This window comes from Staphylococcus sp. Mo2-1 (assembly GCF_046721385.1).
In the GTDB taxonomy this organism is placed as follows: Bacteria; Bacillota; Bacilli; order Staphylococcales; family Staphylococcaceae; genus Staphylococcus; species Staphylococcus equorum_A.
In genome coordinates, this window is sequence record NZ_JBEUUK010000001.1 from 2189640 (window position 1) to 2208661 (window position 19022).

11 protein-coding genes and 6 pseudogenes are annotated in these 19022 nt (G+C 34.7%); 4 read left to right on the plus strand and 13 right to left on the minus strand.

Annotated elements, in window-relative coordinates; all coding sequences use genetic code 11:
• Positions 1-14 precede the first annotated feature (14 nt).
• The 5 genes and pseudogenes from ABLV95_RS11160 to betB form a co-directional block, all read right to left on the minus strand.
• The gene (locus tag ABLV95_RS11160; protein WP_460872091.1) at positions 15-272 is read right to left on the minus strand and encodes a hypothetical protein; all 258 of its coding nucleotides are present in this window, start codon (positions 270-272) and stop codon (positions 15-17) included.
• Complete coding sequence (locus ABLV95_RS11165; protein ID WP_460872092.1) at positions 232-591, minus strand: hypothetical protein; 360 nt, start codon at positions 589-591, stop codon at positions 232-234. Before ABLV95_RS11165 ends, ABLV95_RS11160 begins: the two co-directional genes overlap by 41 nt.
• 225 nt (positions 592-816) lie before the next feature.
• A complete protein-coding gene (locus tag ABLV95_RS11170; RefSeq protein ID WP_427706081.1) occupies positions 817-1140 on the minus strand; it encodes a DMT family transporter in 324 nt (107 codons plus the stop codon).
• A 253-nt stretch (positions 1141-1393) separates the two neighbouring features.
• Positions 1394-3079, minus strand: a pseudogene (gene betA / locus ABLV95_RS11175) (choline dehydrogenase).
• A 59-nt stretch (positions 3080-3138) separates the two neighbouring features.
• Positions 3139-4632: a betaine-aldehyde dehydrogenase gene (betB, locus tag ABLV95_RS11180; RefSeq protein ID WP_069833103.1), complete on the minus strand. Its 1494-nt coding sequence runs from the start codon at positions 4630-4632 to the stop codon at positions 3139-3141.
• A gap of 202 nt (positions 4633-4834) precedes the next feature.
• On the opposite strand from betB, the pseudogene cudC reads away from it, so the two are divergent.
• Positions 4835-5387: pseudogene (gene cudC, locus ABLV95_RS11185) on the plus strand (choline uptake/conversion transcriptional regulator CudC).
• 254 nt (positions 5388-5641) lie between these two features.
• Here the strand turns inward: cudC and ABLV95_RS11190 are convergent.
• The 3 genes from ABLV95_RS11190 to ABLV95_RS11200 form a co-directional block, all read right to left on the minus strand.
• Positions 5642-6979: a BCCT family transporter gene (locus tag ABLV95_RS11190; protein ID WP_460875707.1), complete on the minus strand. Its 1338-nt coding sequence runs from the start codon at positions 6977-6979 to the stop codon at positions 5642-5644.
• On the minus strand, positions 6936-7265 hold the full coding sequence (locus ABLV95_RS11195) for a BCCT family transporter (RefSeq protein WP_460875709.1): 330 nt from the start codon (positions 7263-7265) through the stop codon (positions 6936-6938). Before ABLV95_RS11195 ends, ABLV95_RS11190 begins: the two co-directional genes overlap by 44 nt.
• A 472-nt stretch (positions 7266-7737) precedes the next feature.
• Complete coding sequence (locus tag ABLV95_RS11200) at positions 7738-8997, minus strand: ABC transporter substrate-binding protein (protein WP_460875711.1); 1260 nt, start codon at positions 8995-8997, stop codon at positions 7738-7740.
• A 273-nt stretch (positions 8998-9270) separates the two neighbouring features.
• Here ABLV95_RS11200 and ABLV95_RS11205 point away from each other — a divergent pair, with 273 nt between their 5' ends.
• Both ABLV95_RS11205 and ABLV95_RS11210 read left to right on the plus strand, forming a co-directional pair.
• Positions 9271-9996, plus strand: coding sequence for a class I SAM-dependent methyltransferase (locus tag ABLV95_RS11205; RefSeq protein ID WP_460875713.1), 726 nt, complete (start codon positions 9271-9273; stop codon positions 9994-9996).
• Between the two features lie 127 nt (positions 9997-10123).
• The gene (locus tag ABLV95_RS11210) at positions 10124-11014 is read left to right on the plus strand and encodes a fructose bisphosphate aldolase (RefSeq protein WP_069816577.1); all 891 of its coding nucleotides are present in this window, start codon (positions 10124-10126) and stop codon (positions 11012-11014) included.
• Between the two features lie 200 nt (positions 11015-11214).
• Here the strand turns inward: ABLV95_RS11210 and ABLV95_RS11215 are convergent, their stop codons facing one another.
• Entirely contained in the window at positions 11215-11778 is a 564-nt protein-coding gene (locus tag ABLV95_RS11215) for a DUF488 domain-containing protein (protein ID WP_427706069.1), read from the minus strand.
• Between the two features lie 196 nt (positions 11779-11974).
• Here ABLV95_RS11215 and ABLV95_RS11220 point away from each other — a divergent pair.
• A pseudogene (locus tag ABLV95_RS11220) lies at positions 11975-12984 on the plus strand (PTS transporter subunit IIC).
• 113 nt (positions 12985-13097) lie between these two features.
• Here ABLV95_RS11220 and ABLV95_RS11225 read toward each other — a convergent pair.
• From ABLV95_RS11225 to ABLV95_RS11240, 4 genes and pseudogenes are all read right to left on the minus strand, one after another.
• Positions 13098-14481: pseudogene (locus ABLV95_RS11225) on the minus strand (APC family permease).
• A 165-nt stretch (positions 14482-14646) separates the two neighbouring features.
• Positions 14647-16028: pseudogene (locus tag ABLV95_RS11230) on the minus strand (NAD-dependent succinate-semialdehyde dehydrogenase).
• An 87-nt stretch (positions 16029-16115) separates the two neighbouring features.
• Positions 16116-17433 (minus strand): annotated as a pseudogene (gabT, locus tag ABLV95_RS11235) (4-aminobutyrate--2-oxoglutarate transaminase).
• A 107-nt stretch (positions 17434-17540) separates the two neighbouring features.
• Positions 17541-18926, minus strand: a complete 1386-nt coding sequence (locus ABLV95_RS11240; RefSeq protein WP_427706061.1) for a MocR-like transcriptional regulator GabR — start codon at positions 18924-18926, stop codon at positions 17541-17543.
• Positions 18927-19022 lie beyond the last annotated feature (96 nt).

Here is a 19022-nt window from a genome sequence, read left to right on the forward strand (position 1 = left end):
GTGGAAACAAGCAATCAAATTTCAAATTTTGATTGCTTGTTTCCACCCCTATTTTCATTTAATTTTTGAGCTAATAACTGCCAAGCTCTGTGATAATTATCGTCTAATTGTACAGGTTTAAAACCAAACTCAAGATACATATTGATGGCTTTATAACTTATCGTTTGTGAAGTTAAATAAGCTTTATTATGATGTAACGCTAAAATATTCATTGCCGCACTAAGTAATGGCTTAGATAACTTTTTGCCTTGATATGCTTGGTATGATACCAACCCAATGAATTCTCCCCATCATTTGACTATCATCACCTAAATAGCCATACCATGCAGTAGTCGTGCCTACAACTTCCTGCTCTTCATTTTCAATGAAGATACAACGTTGTTCCATCTCTGTTACATGATCTCCAAACTCTTTATCAAACCTTTCTAATGCCATGTCCTCAGTTGTAAACTCACCTGCTAGCGTTTCTATATAAGCCCATAATTTTTCATCGCCTTTACGAAATTTCCTAATGACAAAACCTTTAGGCACATCATACTGTGGTATGTCATCTAACTGTGTTCTCACCATTTGTACTTTAATATTTTCCATTCTGCCACACCCCACATCTTTAAATTTGTTATATCAACTTATGTTTATAATAGCCTTATTCTCATCATAAAAACACCTATTACAACTTCAAATAAAAACTTATCAATTATGCACATTATAAATTTATGAAAAATATAAAAAAACTGCCAACCAAAAAGTTATACACTTTTGGTGACAGTGAAAATATCTATGCTTATCTAGGATGATATTCAAATCTATACTTCCTTATTTTGAAACACCTATCGTGTTCAACAATACAATACCTATGAGTATAAACACGATTGCTATGATGCCTGTGAGATTTAGGTTTTCATTAAATAAAACGACTGCGAGTACTGTACTTAGTACTAATCCCAAACCAGCCCAAGTGGCGTAACTTAAGCCTAACGGTAGATATTTCATAGCTAAACTAAAAAAATAAAAACAAATCATAAATGAGATGATTGCTGATAAACTTGGGTATAATTTACTAAAACCTTCAGAAGCCTTAAGTGAAACAGTGCCTGTTACTTCAGTAATAATAGCAATCAATAAATATAAATAAGCCATAATACTCCTTCCCTAAATCGAAGCACTTGGAAAGTTAATCGTTTTTATATTAACGCTTTTACCAATCACGCTACTTCCATTTAATCAATATCAAAGTCCTATTTAACTATTGGATCAATAGTTCTCTTTGTAATTTACAACTCTAAAGCAGTATCATTTTAACAGCTACAAATAATAAGCAACTGGTGAAAATCATTAAATTTATGACTTCACCAGTTGCTGTTTTTAAATTATATAGATTGGTTCATTGCTTTTATTTTACTGTTCCCGCATCTTTGTCATGTACACCATGACGATAGAAATCAACGTTTTCTGGTTCCATAGGTTTTTTACCACGGATAATGTCTGATGCTTTTTCTGCCATCATTAATACAGGTGAGTGGATATTTCCGTTTGTAGTGCGCGGCATTACAGATGCATCTACAACACGTAAGTTTTCCATACCATGTACTTTGAATGTCTCAGGATCAACAACTGACATTTCGTCTGATGCTTGGTCCCATTCTACAGCTACATGATGGGTGTAATGCTGTTTCGCCATCACGTTTAACCCATTCAATAATTTCTTCATCTGTTTGTACTTCAGGTCCTGGAGAAATTTCTCCACCATTAAATGGATCTAAAGATTTTTGAGACAAGATGTTTCTAGCTACTTTGATGGCTTCAACCCATTCGCGTTTATCTTCTTCAGTAGATAAGTAGTTAAATACGAAATCTGGTTTTTCAAATGGATCTTTAGATTTAATCTTCAAGTAACCACGAGAGTTAGAATACATTGGACCTACGTGTACTTGGTAACCATGAGCATGTGGCGCTTTAGTCCCATCGTATCTTACTGCAATTGGTAAGAAGTGGAACATTAAGTTTGGATAATCTACTTCGTCATTTGAACGTACAAATCCACCACCTTCGAAGTGGTTAGATGCTGCTCGCACCTTTACGACCTAAAATCCATTGCAAGCCAATGAATGGCATCTTCAACTTATTAAGGCTAGGTTGCATTGAAACTGGTTGTTTACATGCATGTTGCACGTATACTTCTAAATGGTCTTCAAAGTTTTCTCCTACGCCTGGTAAATGTAAACGAGGTTCAACACCAACTGAACGTAAGTGTTCTGAATCACCAATACCAGATAATTGTAATAATTGTGGAGAGTTAATTGCGCCACCTGATAAAATAACTTCTTTCGCATTCACTGTATGTTCTTTACCATTCTTCTTGAATGTTACACCATTTACTTTATTACCTTCAAAATTTAATTTAGTTACAAATGCACGCGTTTGTACGTCTAAGTTTTTACGTTTCATAGCTGGATGCAAGTAAGCTCTTGACGCTGATACACGTCTACCATTATGCACTTGACTATCAAAAGGTCCAAAGCCTTCTTGACGGAAACCATTAACGTCTGGTGTTTTATTATAACCTGCGTCAACACCAGCATTGAAAAATGCTTGGAATAACGGGTTTTTAGCAGGTCCACGTCTCAATTTAATTGGACCGTGGTGACCACGATACTGATCATCTTTAGTAGAACCGAATGTTGTTTCCAAACGTTTAAAGTATGGTAAACAATGGGCATAGTCCCATGATTCCATGCCTTCTGGTTGCGCCCATTTTTCATAGTCTAATGGGTTACCACGTTGATAAATCATACCGTTAATTGAACTTGAACCACCTAATACTTTACCACGCGCATGTCCAACTTTACGGCCACCCATATGTGGTTCTGCATTTGTTTCATAAATCCAGTCATATAGTTTATTTCCTGCTGGATACATTAATGCTCGCTGGCATTTGGATTAATAAATCCCATGAATAGTCACTACGTCCGGCTTCTAATACAAGTACTTCATTAGACGCATCTTCACTTAAACGGCCACCAAGTACCGAACCGGCACTCCCACCACCAATAATGATATAATCATATGATTTTTTCATTTTTGATAAAACCTCCTAAATTTTTAATTATTAATATTTTATATTTGTGTGTAAATCACCTATTGTTTACCAAACCAATTTACTGGCTCTGGGTTCGTATTACGTAGAATATGTTTCTCAACTTGATATTCTGCTAAGCCTTCTTTACCAAGTTCTCTACCAATACCTGATTGTTTGTAACCACCCCATGGTGCTTGTGCAAAGTATGGGTGGAAGTCATTAATCCAAACTGTACCCATCTTCAATTTATTTACAACACGTTCAGCTTTACCGATATCTGAAGTGAATACGCCACCTGCTAGACCATAAATTGAATCATTTGCTAGTTCGATTGCTTCTGCTTCTGTTGAAAAGCCTTCAATTGTTACCACTGGACCAAATACTTCTTCTTGTACAATACGCATTGAAGTATCACAATCTGTAATGACAGTTGGTTCAAAGAAGAAGCCATCTTGTAAGTCTTCACGTTCTGGTCTTTTACCACCAATAGCAATCGTTGCGTTTTCTGATTTTGCAACTTCCATATATTTTTCTATTTTTTCTCTGTGTTCAGCTGATATAACTGGACCCATTTCAGTTTCTGGATTAAATCCATCACCTAATTTAATATTTTTAATTCTTTCAACTAAAGCTGTTTCGAATTTATCTTTGATATCGTTGTGTACTAAGATTCTTGCGCCCGCAGAACATACTTGGCCCGCATGGAAAAAACCACCATTCAAAGCTTGATCGACTGCAAGATCAAAATCAGCATCATCAAAAATAATATTAGGATTTTTACCACCAAGCTCTAATGCAACATTCGTTACGTGGTTAGCAGCTTGTTTCATAATATGTTTCCCTGTTTGAATACCACCTGTAAAAGATACTAGGTCTACTTCTTTATGAGATGATAACGGCTCTCCTACTTCAGAACCTTTACCTAAGACTAAGTTAATAACACCTTTAGGGAAGCCAACTTCCTCCATCAATTCAAATACACGAATTGTTGTTAGCGGTGTGATTTCACTTGGCTTCATAACTAGCGTACAGCCTGTAACTAATGCTGGAGCAATCTTCCATGAAGCTTGTAGTAAAGGGTAGTTCCATGGTGTGATTTGTGTGACAACACCTACTGGTTCTTTTATCACTTTACTTTCAGTATTAGGAATTGGTGAATCTATCATTTCGCCACCATCTTTATCAGCTAAACCAGCAAAATAATGAAATACATTCGCAATGTCGTCCATGTCCGCATATGATTCTTCTAATGTTTTACCTGTATCCAATGTCTCAAGTCTTGCTAATTCTTCACGGTGTTCTACGATTAAGTCAGCAATTGCGCCTACTTTTTTACCTCTAGATTCACTTGTTTCTTGAGACCATTCACTGCCTTCAAATGCATTTCTTGCAGCTAAAATGGCACGTTCACTATCTTCTGAAGTACCTTCTGCGACTTCAAAAATGACTTCTTGGTTATATGGATTAATAATTTTTCTTGTTTCTTCGTTCGAGCTATTTACCCACTCACCATCAATATATTGACGACGAGATAATTGATTTAAAAGTTCCATGAAAATTACCTCCGTTAAGTTTGTTAAATTTTTATTTAACGAATTTTACAAGCTTTATGTTAGCATAGTAATCGAAAGGGTGTCAAACGAGTTTAGTTATAAGCTGGTTATGGATTTGTATAATTATAAAAATATAGTTATTTTGAATTCCTTAATCATCAATAGCTTGAATTTGTATAAAAATTTATCGGAGGTGTACATCGTGGTACATTCAAACAACCCTGATAAGCAATTGGATGAAGCTAAAGACATTGTCATCAACGCAATTGGTGAAACGATGGACCTATACGGGATTAACAGAAGTGTAGGTAATTTATTTGGTACTATGCTCTTTGAAGACAGCATGACGTTAGATGAAATGCGTGAACAACTACAAATGAGCAAACCTAGTATGAGCGCTCGGAGTTAAAAGACTCCAAGAATTCGATCTTGTCAAACAACAGTTTACACGTGGCAGTAGAAAACAACATTTCATTGCTGAAAAAGACTTTTTCAATTTCTTTAGTAACTTCTTTACCCGCAAATGGAAAAGAGAAATTGTAATTAACTCTGAGGCTGTTCATGAATCAGTAGCTATCCTTGATAAGGTCATCAATGACAAAAATGCTGATGCGGCTACAAAGACAGAAGCTAGCGAAGTCAAAGCACAATTAATTGATACATTGCCTTACTATGATTGGTTAGATAATTTGGGCCAAGCAATCGAAAGTGGCGAAATATTTAAATACTTCCCTATTCCAGAAAATAAGAAATAACACTTATTTCATTATTTCAGAGTAATTATACAATCGAAAAATGGCAGTTAGATTTCTCTTTAGATATCTAGCTGTCATTTTTTCATTTCCAGATACACTTTCATTATTGAGTTCACTATATTTAGTGAAAAAACGATGTAAAAATACGCATTTAAAATTCTTGATACGTCACAATCCACTTCCATCTCCACTACAAAAAAGCAGTAAAGCAATCTATCGTCATAGATGCTCCACTGCTTTTTATATATTTTTATCTATAAGTTGTCGTCATTTTTCTTTTCTCTCACCTGTGTAATTCTCAGTGAGCGTCGTTCTACTTCTTTATATTTATCCGCACGGCGCTCAAGTTTGAGTCGATCCTCATTTAATGTCCGTAAGAACGAGATCATCATCATGACGAAGACAATGAGTACTGGCACACTAGCAAGTAAGGAAGCTGTTTTCAACACTTCCAATGATCGCTCACCACCAACAAGCATTAATGCAAATGGTAATAAACATAAAGCGAATGCCCAATATAAACGGTTTGCTTTCAAAGGTTCTCCAACCACTTTTTTCTGAGATGCTGCTGCTAAAATATAAGACCCAGAATCAAAAGTCGTTGCTAAGAACAGTACCGCAGAAAGTAAGAATAAAATAATAACTAAGTTAGGGAATGGTAATTGATGCAACACTTCAATTATAGTTGCTTCTGTACCATGCGTGTTTAAATTCTGAACAACATCAAACGCTCCAGTTAATTGTAAATAAACTGCATAGTTACCGAAAATACCAAAGAATAACATACAGCCTAAAGTACCGTATATTATCGTACCTAGAACGACTTCTTTCATAGTTCGTCCCTTAGAAATTCGTGCAATAAACAATCCAATAAACGGTGCATATACAATCCACCATGACCAATAGAATATTGTCCAATCTTGTGGGAAGTTCGTTTCCTTACGTCCACCGATACCTCCGAATGGTTCTATCCATGTCGCCATTTGGAAGAAGTTTTTCACCATATTACCCATACCTGTTATGGTTGTTTCCATAATAAACACAGTTGGGCCAACAATCAGCACAAAACCAAGTAAAACAAATGAAAGAATAACGTTCCAATCACTTAACACTTTTATGCCTTTTTTCAATCCAGAATAAGAACTGTATGCAAAAAGTGCAGTTATGATAAATAGAATCGCACCACGCATGACCATACTATCTCCGTCTAAACCGGTCAATCTTTCTATACCTGCTGTAATCATCGGTACGCCAAGTGCGAGTGATGTTGCGGCGCCTCCAAGTAAACCGAAGATAAATATAATATCAGTAACTTGTCCAATAAAGCCATCTGTTTGGCTTTTTAAAATAGGTCTCAACGTTTGGCTGATTTTAAAGACTGGTTTTTCTTCACGAATATAAGATAACCAATACATAGTGCTTGGCAATACAAATGTTGCCCATGCGATAGGACCCCAGTGGAACATGCCATACATTGTAGCGTAGTTTAAAGCACTATCTGTCATTCCTTTACCACCGTGTGGCGGATCTTGATAGTAAAAAGCCCATTCAATAACGCCCCAATATAAAATATCTGAAGCAATACCGAGCACAGAACAGCATTGTCGCCCAACTAAAATTATTGAATTCAGGTTTATCTGTAGATTTACCTAATGTCACATTTCCATATTTTCCAAATGCAATGTACAAAACAAATATTAAAATTGCTAAGCCAATAAATAAGTATACTGAACCAATTGTACTTACAACTGCTTCATTCATTTTCGTAATAATATCTTGACTGGCCTTTGGAAAAACCATCATAGGAATTACTGCAATTAATAAAATTACGGAAGACCCTATAAAGGTCGTCCAATCCATTACTTTATTCTTTTTCAATTGTTGAACACCCCTCATAGTAGATTTGTATGTAAAATTACCGCTAATAAATTTAATAAATTAGCAAGAACTATTTAATTATTCACAAACATGAGCCTAACGAATTTTAAATAATAATGCAAATTGCATTCAAACGAGTTATTTGTAAAAGATGAATAATTATATAAAAACAACAATTAATTTGAATACGGAAATCGCTACAATCACAGTGTTAAGTTTAAACTTAACGAAATTAATGAATCTTACAAACTTAACTAACTGTATTTTTATACAATAAAGATGAATATATATTCTATTTTATTTTTTTATTTTCTTTATGTATTCGGTGTTTTTTAAAAAATATTTCGTTTAATTTTTACATTTCTTGCTTTTTGTTAATATTACTAAAAAGCATAAAATAATTATAAATATAAATGCCTTGAAATTGCTTCAGATTAAACTAACTTCGAGTTTAAATTAATGGCGTTCAAAACTAAAAAAGGAGAGGTACGTGTGCACAAAAAAGTGCCAACAAAGTCAGAGATTTTGTCGACACGCATAATCTATTTTTATAATTTTGTTTTTGCCATCTTATATTGCATTTACTGTTATCGAATATTAATATTTTGCGAGCATCAGATGATGGATGTAAGATTGATTTTACATCTTTGTCCGATAATTCATAATCATAAAATTTTTGATAATATGTTTTAATTTCATCTTCCATATTATATTTAAATTTATCTGGATGGTTATGTTGTGCCATCCATTTCAACATTAATGGGGCATCGCCATTTGGTGGGAACCAACGATAAATACCTAATGGTACTTTATATACCTCTTTATCTTTCACTGCTTTCACTTGGCTCCAATCTTGGCCATCTGTTTTATTTTCAATTAAATCTTCTGGTTGTGTTTCAGTGAAATTCGTAATGTAGATTTTATCCGGATTCCATTTATAAATTTGTTCCATATTAACTTCTTTTTGTCCTTCTACGCCATCTTCTCCAACTACATCAACGCCACCCGTTGCTTTAATCCATTTTTCACTATGGAAATTTGATCCAGCTACAACGATAGAATTATCTGTGTGCTGATGTAGAAATAAAACTTTGGGTTTCTCTGATTTTTTTGTGTCTTTCAAGCTTTCATCAATCATTTTTTGAGATTTTTCGCCCTCTTGCATAAACTTATCAGTTCTCTCACTTGTTTTACCACCTTTGATGTCTGAAGTTACTTCCAACCAGCTATTAAATGTAGTCAATGGATCGTCATCTTCATCATTTACAGTTTCAAGACCAATTGTAGGTATACCACTTTCTGCAACTTTATCTAAGGTTTTCTCTTCAGATGCAAGTTCAAAGTAGACATCTGGATTGATTTTAGATAATTCTTCTATATTTATATCACCATTTTTCACAAATTCAGTAGATGCTTTTTTAACATCAGGTGATATTTTAGCTAGCATTGAATTTTCTGCAGCATTATATGCATTAGGATGTAATCCCTTAATTTCTTTAGTAGAATTCGTCCCTACAAACCAAGCAGAGAAATAAGGCAGTATGCCGCCTACTACAATACTATCCGGATCTTTTTTAACCTTCACTTCACGATTGGTTTGATCCGTAACAAGCTTTTCCTCTTTCGTTAATTCTTTATCTTCTGAATTACTCGCTGTGCTGTTTGAACTGCATGCAGTAAGTAATGTAGCTGACAATACAATCCCAACTAGGATACTATATTTTCTATTCATTGCTGATCTCCTGTTCATATCCATTTTTCTAAACTAAGTCAGAATAACTTAGTTTAATTTGTAAGACCTAGAGCTATATATACGCCCTCAAAACTTGATTAATTACCTCCAATACCATTAGAAGTTTATATTTATGCATATTTCCCTATATATAAATCATTATAGTGATAATGATAATCAATTTCAATGTATTTTTAAATTATCTTACTTTTAGTTAAAAGTATTCTATAATATAGAAGGAATACTAAAGTATTGAATAAAGAGGTTTTAAAAATGGATAAAAAACAAATTGTAAATTATTGGGATAAGCGTGCCGAGTCTTTTAGTAAAGATAAACAGGCAGAATTAGAAAGTAGTCATGCAAAAGCTTGGCTGAAAGAAATAGAAGCAATTATTCCATTAAGAGATGGTTTAAAAGTCTTAGACATAGGTACAGGTGCTGGTTTTCTAGCAATCCTATGTGCGCAACAAGGTGCTGAAGTTTCAGGTATTGATCTTGCTCCTGATATGATTCAATCTGCAAAACAGAATGCACAACAATTAAATCAAAGTATACAATTTAAAGTCATGGATGCAGAACATCTAAATTATGAAAATGAAACTTTTGATGTCGTTATCGCTCGAAATGTGACATGGCTATTGCCCCACACACAAGCTACTTACAAAGAGTGGTTACGTGTGTTAAAACCAAGTGGTCATCTTATTAATATAGATGGAAACTATGGCAAAGATTCCTTTATTAATTACGGAGATATCTCAACGGATCACGCACATAATACACTGGGAGATGAAATGTTGCGGGAAAGCGAAGCCATCAAACAAAGCATACCTATTAATCACCAATCAAGACCACAATATGACATGAATATCTTAAAACAACTAGGATATGAGGCCATTCATCTTGATACTGGCGTATATACTCGAATATATAAAGAACAAGATGCTTTTTATAATCCAACACCTATATTTTTAATATCAGTTACTAAACCTATGACCTAGTTTAATGTACATTTTTTTATATTAGATAGAATATTTATTATATTTTAATATCTTAAGTGCCTTGAACTTGCGTTATGCTTCAATTTTTATCATACTAAAAGAGAATACAGTAAAAGGAGTGGTAAGAATGAATAAAGAACAATTTGATAAAGTGAAAAATGGTAAAGGTTTCATTGCCGCATTAGATCAAAGTGGTGGTAGTACACCAAAAGCGCTTAAAGATTACGGCGTTACTGAAGATCAATACGATAGCGAAGATGAAATGTTCAAACTCGTTCATGACATGCGTACACGTATTGTATCATCACCTTCATTCAGCGCTGATAAAATTATTGGTGCAATTCTTTTCGAACAAACGATGGATCGCGAAGTAGACGGTAAACATACTGGAGATTACTTAGCTGATAAAGGCGTTGTTCCCTTCTTAAAAGTTGATAAAGGCTTAGACGAACAAAAAGATGGCGTTCAATTAATGAAACCTATGCCAGATTTAGATGCTTTATTAAGTCGTGCCAACGAACACAAAATTTTTGGTACAAAAATGCGTTCTAATATTTTAGAACTTAATAAAGATGGTATTGATTTAGTTGTAAAACAACAATTTGATGTTGCTAAACAAATTATCTCTGCTGGATTAGTTCCAATCATTGAACCAGAAGTTAATATTAATGCTGAAAACAAAGAAGAAATTGAAGCATATTTAACTGACTCAATCTTAGAAGAACTAAACAAATTAAACGATGATCAACTTGTAATGTTAAAATTATCTATCCCTACAAAAGCTAACCAATATCAAACACTTATTGACCATGCTAATGTTGTACGTGTTGTTGCACTATCAGGCGGATACAGTAGAGAACATGCAAATGAAGTCCTTAAACAAAACAAAGATTTAATTGCTAGCTTCTCTCGTGCACTTATTAATGATTTAAATGTAAACCAATCAGATGAAGAATTTGATAAAATCTTAGGTGAAACAATCGAATCTATTTATGACGCTTCAGTCAATAAAGCCTAAATAAATAATTCCTACACATTATTTATTTCCCAGGAAAAGCAAAGCGCTTGAGATTTGAATACCTCAGTGAACTAATAAAAGCAGTTTTCTACTCAAAATGTAGAGAACTGCTTTTTTATGTCATACTCTTACTAAAATGTGAGGTGATTTGAGATTATAAGTTCAAGCAGTGCCTATGGTATGTAATAACCAATAACATCCTAATTACCTTTTTCAACTTCAGGATAAACAATATATCCATCATCTTCTATAATAGGCAAAGCACCCCATTGTCCTAATTCATGTTGTTGCTGAATAATTTGTTGTTGGTTATCAAGCATAATATGATGTACAGACCATTCGTGAGCGGCTAGCCAATTACTCACAATTAATCTGTGACATCGCGCTGGATGTGGTTCAGAACACATGTAAGCTACACGTTTTGAATGCCCTAATACTTCTAATGCTTTGATTCCTTCTTGAAAATCCACTGTCAAAGTATAATCAGCATAATTATGGAAAGACTCATTATTCCAAGCTTGATTAATTGTTCTACCTACACTTTCAGAGGCTTTTCTTCTACCACCTAACAACGTATTATACTGATATTCAATATTTGCTTCAGTAAGCCATTGTCTTATATTGTCTTCATTAAATTGAGGATTGCGTTTACTGCCTCTAAATGCACGTATATCCACAATGACCTCTATATTAAATTGTTGAAGCATATCTATAAATTGTTGTTCTGAGTGATTCGCGTGACCTATCGTATATATTTTCGACATTCTAATCCCCCTTACCGTTGATACATCCTGTATTTATACTATATAACCTAATTGAATTTTTATAATCTCATTTATTTAATTTTAAGGTATATTGACTATAAACTAATTCTTAAAATATACTAGCCATCATTGAAAAATATCTATATACTAAATTTAATTTATAAAATAACTTTATTTAAAGATTAAGGGGACTAAAATGAAGAATTATTTACATAGGTGGGTCATAGAAGCACTCAGTTTTATGGCTTTAGGGTTATTTGGGTCATTAATTATCGGGTTAATTTTGGATACAATAGGTAGTCAAACATTACTGCCTCAATTAGATCTATCATTTTTAACTGAAATTGGTAAGGTCGCCATGTCTGTGACAGGTGCGGCGATAGGTGTTGCAATTGCATATGGATTAGGTGCAAAACCACTCGTTATTTTTTCATGTGTTATTGTAGGAACATTGGGTTATACCACTTTTGAAGGTGGTCCTGTGGGGGCATATATTGCTACTTTAATCGTAGTTGAACTGAGTAGATTATATGCGGGCAAAACAAAAATCGATATTATTGTAACACCCTTACTAACAATTATTATTGGGGGTTTCATTGCGAAAAGTTTTGGTCCGAGCGCTCAATCAATTTATGACTGGATTGGGCAAAATCATTAACAGCTGCTACTGACCAACAACCATTTATAATGGGGATTCTCGTAGCAGTCATCTTTGGTTTAGCTTTAACAGCACCTATTTCTAGCGCCGCACTTGCGCTGATGCTTGATTTAAGTGGTTTAGCTGCTGGCGCGGCGACAATTGGTTGCGCAGCTCAAATGGTTGGGTTTGCAGTCAATGGCTTTAAAGACAATGGCTGGGGAGGTATATTATCTATGGGGATTGGTACAAGCATGTTACAAGTTCCAAATATTATTAAGCACCCTATGATACTCTTACCGCCAACGCTTGCGAGTGCAATTGTTGCGCCTATCATGACAACATTGTTCCCTATGACGAATAATGCTGCTGGCGCGGTATGGGAACAAGTGGATTCATCGGACAAATTATGACAATCAATACAATGGGCGGTTCGCCGCAAGTCTGGTTGTTAATCCTTGTATTCCACATCCTCTTACCCGCGAGCAATCAGTTTTTCACTTTATAAACTATGTTTCAATAAGCAATGGATTAAACCTGGGGATCAACTTATCCATATCGCTAGTTAATTTTTAAATAGCAGTGGTTTTGTCCAAATCTTACGGGAAAAGCGTGCACAAATAAGCAGCCCAAATTTTATATTTGGGCTGCTTATTTGTATTTATCATATATTAAAATAATATTACCTATCTTCTTGTACTGGTACTTGCTCACTACTCACAACATTTTTCTTTTGCGTAAAATAGAGCACAAATGCAATGAAATACCAAACTAAGACAATCAACCATTCTGATGGCCAAGCCAATGATGATGGCATGCCAGGCAAGTATATGATTAAGAATAACACACTTAATACAATTGCAATTATGCCGACTGCTTTACCATTCTTAATACGGTAAGGGCGTTCTAACTCTGGCTGTGTTTTTCGTAACTTAAGGAATGAAATAGCCACGAGTAAATAACCTAATACAACACCTATGCCACCTGCATTAACAATCCACTGAAGTGCTTGGTCTACCTAATAATGGTGCAACAAATGCAAGTACACCTAAGAATAAAATACCGTGTGTAGGTGTTTTAAACTTCGGATGAATAAAAGCAAACCATTGAGGAATCATCTTATTTTTTGCCATAGCATATAAGATTCTACTACCACCAATAATGAAAGCATTCCGGCTCGTAATAATACCGGCTACCCCACCAAGCACGAGTAAGATACCGAAACCACTATGACCGAATAAATTGACCATCGCATCAGCTGTTGCTAAGCTACTTGTCGTCAGCGCTTGTGGAGATAATCCTGTGGATACACCAAAAACAATTAATAAATAAAATATGACTGACGCAATAATAGAAAATATTAAAATACCACCAATTTTTTTAGCCGGTGCTTTTACTTCTTCAGCTATTTGCGGTATGACGTCAAATCCCACAAACAAGAAGGGAATCATCATTAAGACAGACATTGTACCACCAACACCATTTTCAAATGGTTGTAAATTATTAAAGTTACCATTAAACCCTGCACCAAACACAAGTAGCAACCCTACTCCAACGATAAATATCGTAAATACTGTTTGCATAATCGCTGCTGGCTTAACGCCGAAGTAATTAAGTGATGTTAAGATGATGCTTCCTACAGAACCGATGAGTACCCATGTTAGATAAACATCCCATCCTGCGATATTCCACAATAACCCTTGATGCTGAAACGGAATCACATAATCTATCACAGTTGGCAAAGCAACCGCTTCGAATGTTATTACAGAGACATAGCCAAAAAGTACCGACCAGCCGGATATAAAAGCAATTCCCGGAGAAAAGGCTTTTTTCACAAAAACAAATCCTCCCCCTGTTTCAGGAATTGCTGCAGCTAACTCTGCATATGTAAGTCCTATCACGATAACTAAAAATCCACCTATTAAAAATGCAATAATACTTCCTACAAAACCTGCTGTTGAAACCCATTCTCCTGATAATACGACCCATCCCCATCCAAGCATGGCGCCGATAGCAAGAAACAAGACATCAACAATACTCATAGATTTATTAAATTCTGATTTCATTGAACATACCCCATATCATTCATCAAATTTCAAAAAGTGATATATCAAGGCTGAAATAACATCTAATTAATTACGATAATTCCAACCTTGCAATCACTTTATTTCCGCACTTTGTTTACTTTTAAATCATTTCATATTGTAATTGTTGAAAATCAAACTCATCTGCTAAGTTTCTATTGATAGATATTTAGTTTCTAAATATGGTTCAATTCCTTCTGTGCCGCCTTCTCGACCATAGCCACTTTCTTTCAAACCACCAAAAGGTGCATGTGCTCGCAGAAGGACCACCGTCGTTCCATCCAATGACGCCGTACTCTAATTCATTAAATAGTTTCAATCCAGTACGATAATTATTTGTGAAGAAATATGAAGCCAACCCAAATTCAGTATCATTTGCAATGTCTATCACTTCATCTAAATCTTCATACGTCATGATTGGTGCCACAGGTCCAAATGTTTCTTCATGCATCACTTTCATGTTCAAATCTACATTAGAAATTACTACTGGTTTTAAGAAATTACCACCTAATGCTTGGATTTCTTCTAAACTACGAGATAATTTACCACCTTTGTCTTGTGCATCCGTAATATGTGTTAACACTTTCTCGACAGCATTGTGATCTATTAGTGGACCTATTTTAACTTTCTCCTCTAAACCATCACCTACTGTGAGTGCATGTACTTTTTCAGTTAGTCTTGCTGTATATTGTTCCGCTATATCTTTATGTACAAAGATACGGTTTGCACATATACATGTTTGTCCAGCATTTCTGAACTTAGAAGCAATCGTCCCATCAACGGCTGCTTCAATATCTGCATCATTATGTACAATAAACGGTGCAAGACCTCCAAGTTCCATCGTTACATTTTTAACCGTTTGTGCTGATTGTTCAATTAATGTTTTACCAACAGCTGTTGATCCAGTAAACGTTATTTTATTAATTTGGCCATGGCCAGTAAATATATCACCAAGCATCTTTACCTGATGCAATAATATAAGATATCGCATCTTTCGGAATACCCGCTTCATGTGCAAGTTCTACTAATTTGATTGTAGTTAATGGTGTCTTCACTGCTGGTTTACAAATAATTGTACATCCTGTCGCTAAAGCTGGTGCCATTTTACGCGTAATCATTGCTGCCGGAAAATTCCAAGGTGTAATTGCTCCAACCACACCAACTGGAAATTTATCTATAACCATTTTCTTTGAAGGTGTATGAGCTGGAATTGTACGCCCATAGACACGTTTCGCTTCTTCCGCATACCATTTCACATAAGAATTTGCATAAGCTACTTCCCCTTGAGCTTCAGCCAAAGGTTTACCACCCTCAAGGGTGATCAGACGTGCAAGTTCATCTTGGTGTTCATCTATAAGTGTAGCCCATTGGTTTAATTTACCAGCACGTTCATGTGCATCTACATTTTTCCATTCTTGAAAGGCTTGATGAGCGCGGCCTATCTGCGCATCAATCTCCTCATGCGTCGTGTAATCTAAACGTTTAACTACTTCATTCGTTGTTGGATTATATACTTCTAACTGTTCCATATCCTTCACTCCTTATAAAAAACGTTTTATACTCCATGTCTATCATTAACTTATACCCTTTAATATTTTGAAAATGAACTTCATTCGTTAAGAGACGCTATAATTTGAAGTCACTTCATCAAATACATGCGTTAAAATGTTTAAGCCTTGGTTAAGTTCTGCATCGGTTATTACCAATGGCGGTAAGAAGCGTATAACATTACCTTTAATTCCTGCAGATAATAACAATAAGCCTTTGTCATTTGCAATTTGTGTGATTTTACCTGTTAGTGCTTTATCCGGTAAACCTGTTTCAGCATCTACAACTTCAAAAGCGACCATAGCACCTAGTCGACGAATCTGTGCGATCTGCTTGTGTGACTGACTGAGTTCTTCCAAATATTCTTCAATGTTATGGCCAAGCTGTTCTGCTTTATCATTTAATTGCTCTTGCTCTATAATATCGATTACTTTTAACGCAGCTTCACAAGCTAATGGATTACCTGCATACGTGCCCCCTAATTCTCCTGGTGCTCGCACTATCAATAATTTCTGCTTTACCTACTACGCCACTTAAAGGAAATCCAGCAGCAAGTGATTTAGAAACTGTGATTAAGTCTGGTTCAATACCAAAATGTTCAATTGCAAAGGTTTTACCTGTTCTTGCAAAACCCGTTTGTATTTCATCTACAACAAAAACGATACCATTGTCTTCACAAATTTGTTTTACTGTATCAACAAACTTTTGATCAGGAATAATAAATCCGCCTTCACCTTGTACGGGTTCCATGACAATACATGCAACATCACTTGGATCTACAGTTTCAATGAAGAAGTCATGTAATTTATGAATCACTTGATCTACATATGCCTCTTCCGTTAATTCTTCAGATTTTTCAGAAATATTAGGATAAGGTGCTTGATAAACTTCAGGCGCAAATGGACCGAATCCATATTTATAAGGTTTCACTTTACTTGTCATAGACATTGTTAAATTTGTACGACCGTGAAAACCACGTACAAATGATACAACTGCTTGTCTTCCTGTATATTTCCGAGCAATTTTCACTGCATTTTCTACTGCTTCAGCACCAGAGTTTAGTAAAATAGCTTTTTTAGCAAATTCACCTGGCGTAATCTCTGTTAATTTCTGTGCTAGGTTAAGGTAACTTTCATACATCATGACATTAAAGCCAGGATGTATGAATTTATCTAGCTTTTCTTTTAAATGTTTAGTAATTTCTGGATGCGTATGACCGACATTAAGCGTACCAATAGCACCAACAAAATCAATAAATGTACGACCCTCTACATCAGTAATTGTTGCGCCTTGTGCTTTATCTGCAACATGCAAATTTCCGTTACTCACACCACGTGCTACATATTTTTCTCTTTTTTCTTTAAAATACTCAAATTGATCTGACATAAAAAAACCTCCTCATGCTTATTAAAAAAGATTTATGGTTGTCTAGAAATTTAAGTCATTATTGGTCTTATGTAAAGACCCAGTTTGAACAAACTAATGGTACCAGTTTAGTCAGAAAGAACTTGTTTCAAACGATTTACAGCTTCAGGTATCTGTGATTGTTCAATTTTCGAGAAACCAATTATTAATATTTTAACTGCTTCATTCTTTTGAAATGTTTTTACGGAAAAGCGTTTTATGGTATAGAGTTCTAATTTTTGTACTTTTGCACGTGTTTCAATTTCTGCATATGTATAAGGAGAAGTTACTTCTATGATGAAGTGTAAACCTGCACGTGTATCTTTTATTTGAATATCATCTTTAAAAACATTTTCTAAATGTTCGATTAATAGAGATCTTCTTTTTCCATATAGTTGATGCATTTTTTTAATATATTTTTCGTAATGCCCTTCTTTAATCATTAAATTGAGTGTTAATGCATTCAACATAGAAAAGTCTGGTATCATATTGTCATTTTGTAATTCAAACTGCTTAATCAATTTTGATGGTAAAATCATATAACTCATACGTAAACCTGGCATTAATGTTTTGGAAAAAGTGCCCAAGTAAATCACACTGTCATTTTTATCAAAACTAAACAATGACGGTATATTGTCTGTTTCATACTTAAACTCACTATCGTAGTCATCTTCTATAACATAACTATGCGTTTGGCTTGCCCAGTTTAATAAATCGATTCGTCTTGAGACAGGCATAATAGTACCCATAGGAAACTGATGAGATGGTGTTACGATAACAGCATTAGGTTGCGCTTGTTTGAGTTGGTCTATAGATATACCTTTATGATCTAATTCTATTGCTGTGGTTGATGTATTGGTTTGATTAAGTAATGTTCTAAAACGGGAATAACCAGGATTTTCTACAGCAATCGTTACGTTTTTTTCCATTAATTGAATTAACTGCATCAATAAAGTATTCGTTCCTGATCCTATAACGATTTGTTCAGGATGACATTGGATTCCTCTTTGATATGACACGAGTTTCGCAATAGATTGTCTAAGTTCTATTGGGCCTTTCACATGCGGAATGGTCGATAAATAATAATCATAATCTTGGAATACACGCTTTGTTAACTTTGCCCATGTATCCACTGGAAATTCTGATATATCTGTACTCATATGGGAAAAAGAGTAATCAAATGTAGTTCGAGTTGTTTGCTCGTGACCATCTAATGAAATCTGAGCGTCAGGGTCTATAATTAATTTATCTAACGGTTCTATAAAATAACCTTTTCGTTCCTTTGTATAAATGTAACCTTCAGCTAATAACTGCTCGTAGGCTGATTTCACACTGTTCACACTCACATTAAGATGCTTTGCCATATCTCTTTTTGAAGGGATTTTTTCATGACTTTCATATTTGAATGCGAGTATATCATCTTTTAAGCGATTATATAACTGTCTATAGATATATTGTTCTGTGTCCCGTTGCATAATTACACCCCTTCGCTATATTATAATTCGTTTATTATACACGTGATTCAGTCTACTATACTAATGAAATCATTTTTCTATTTTGATTTAAAAAAC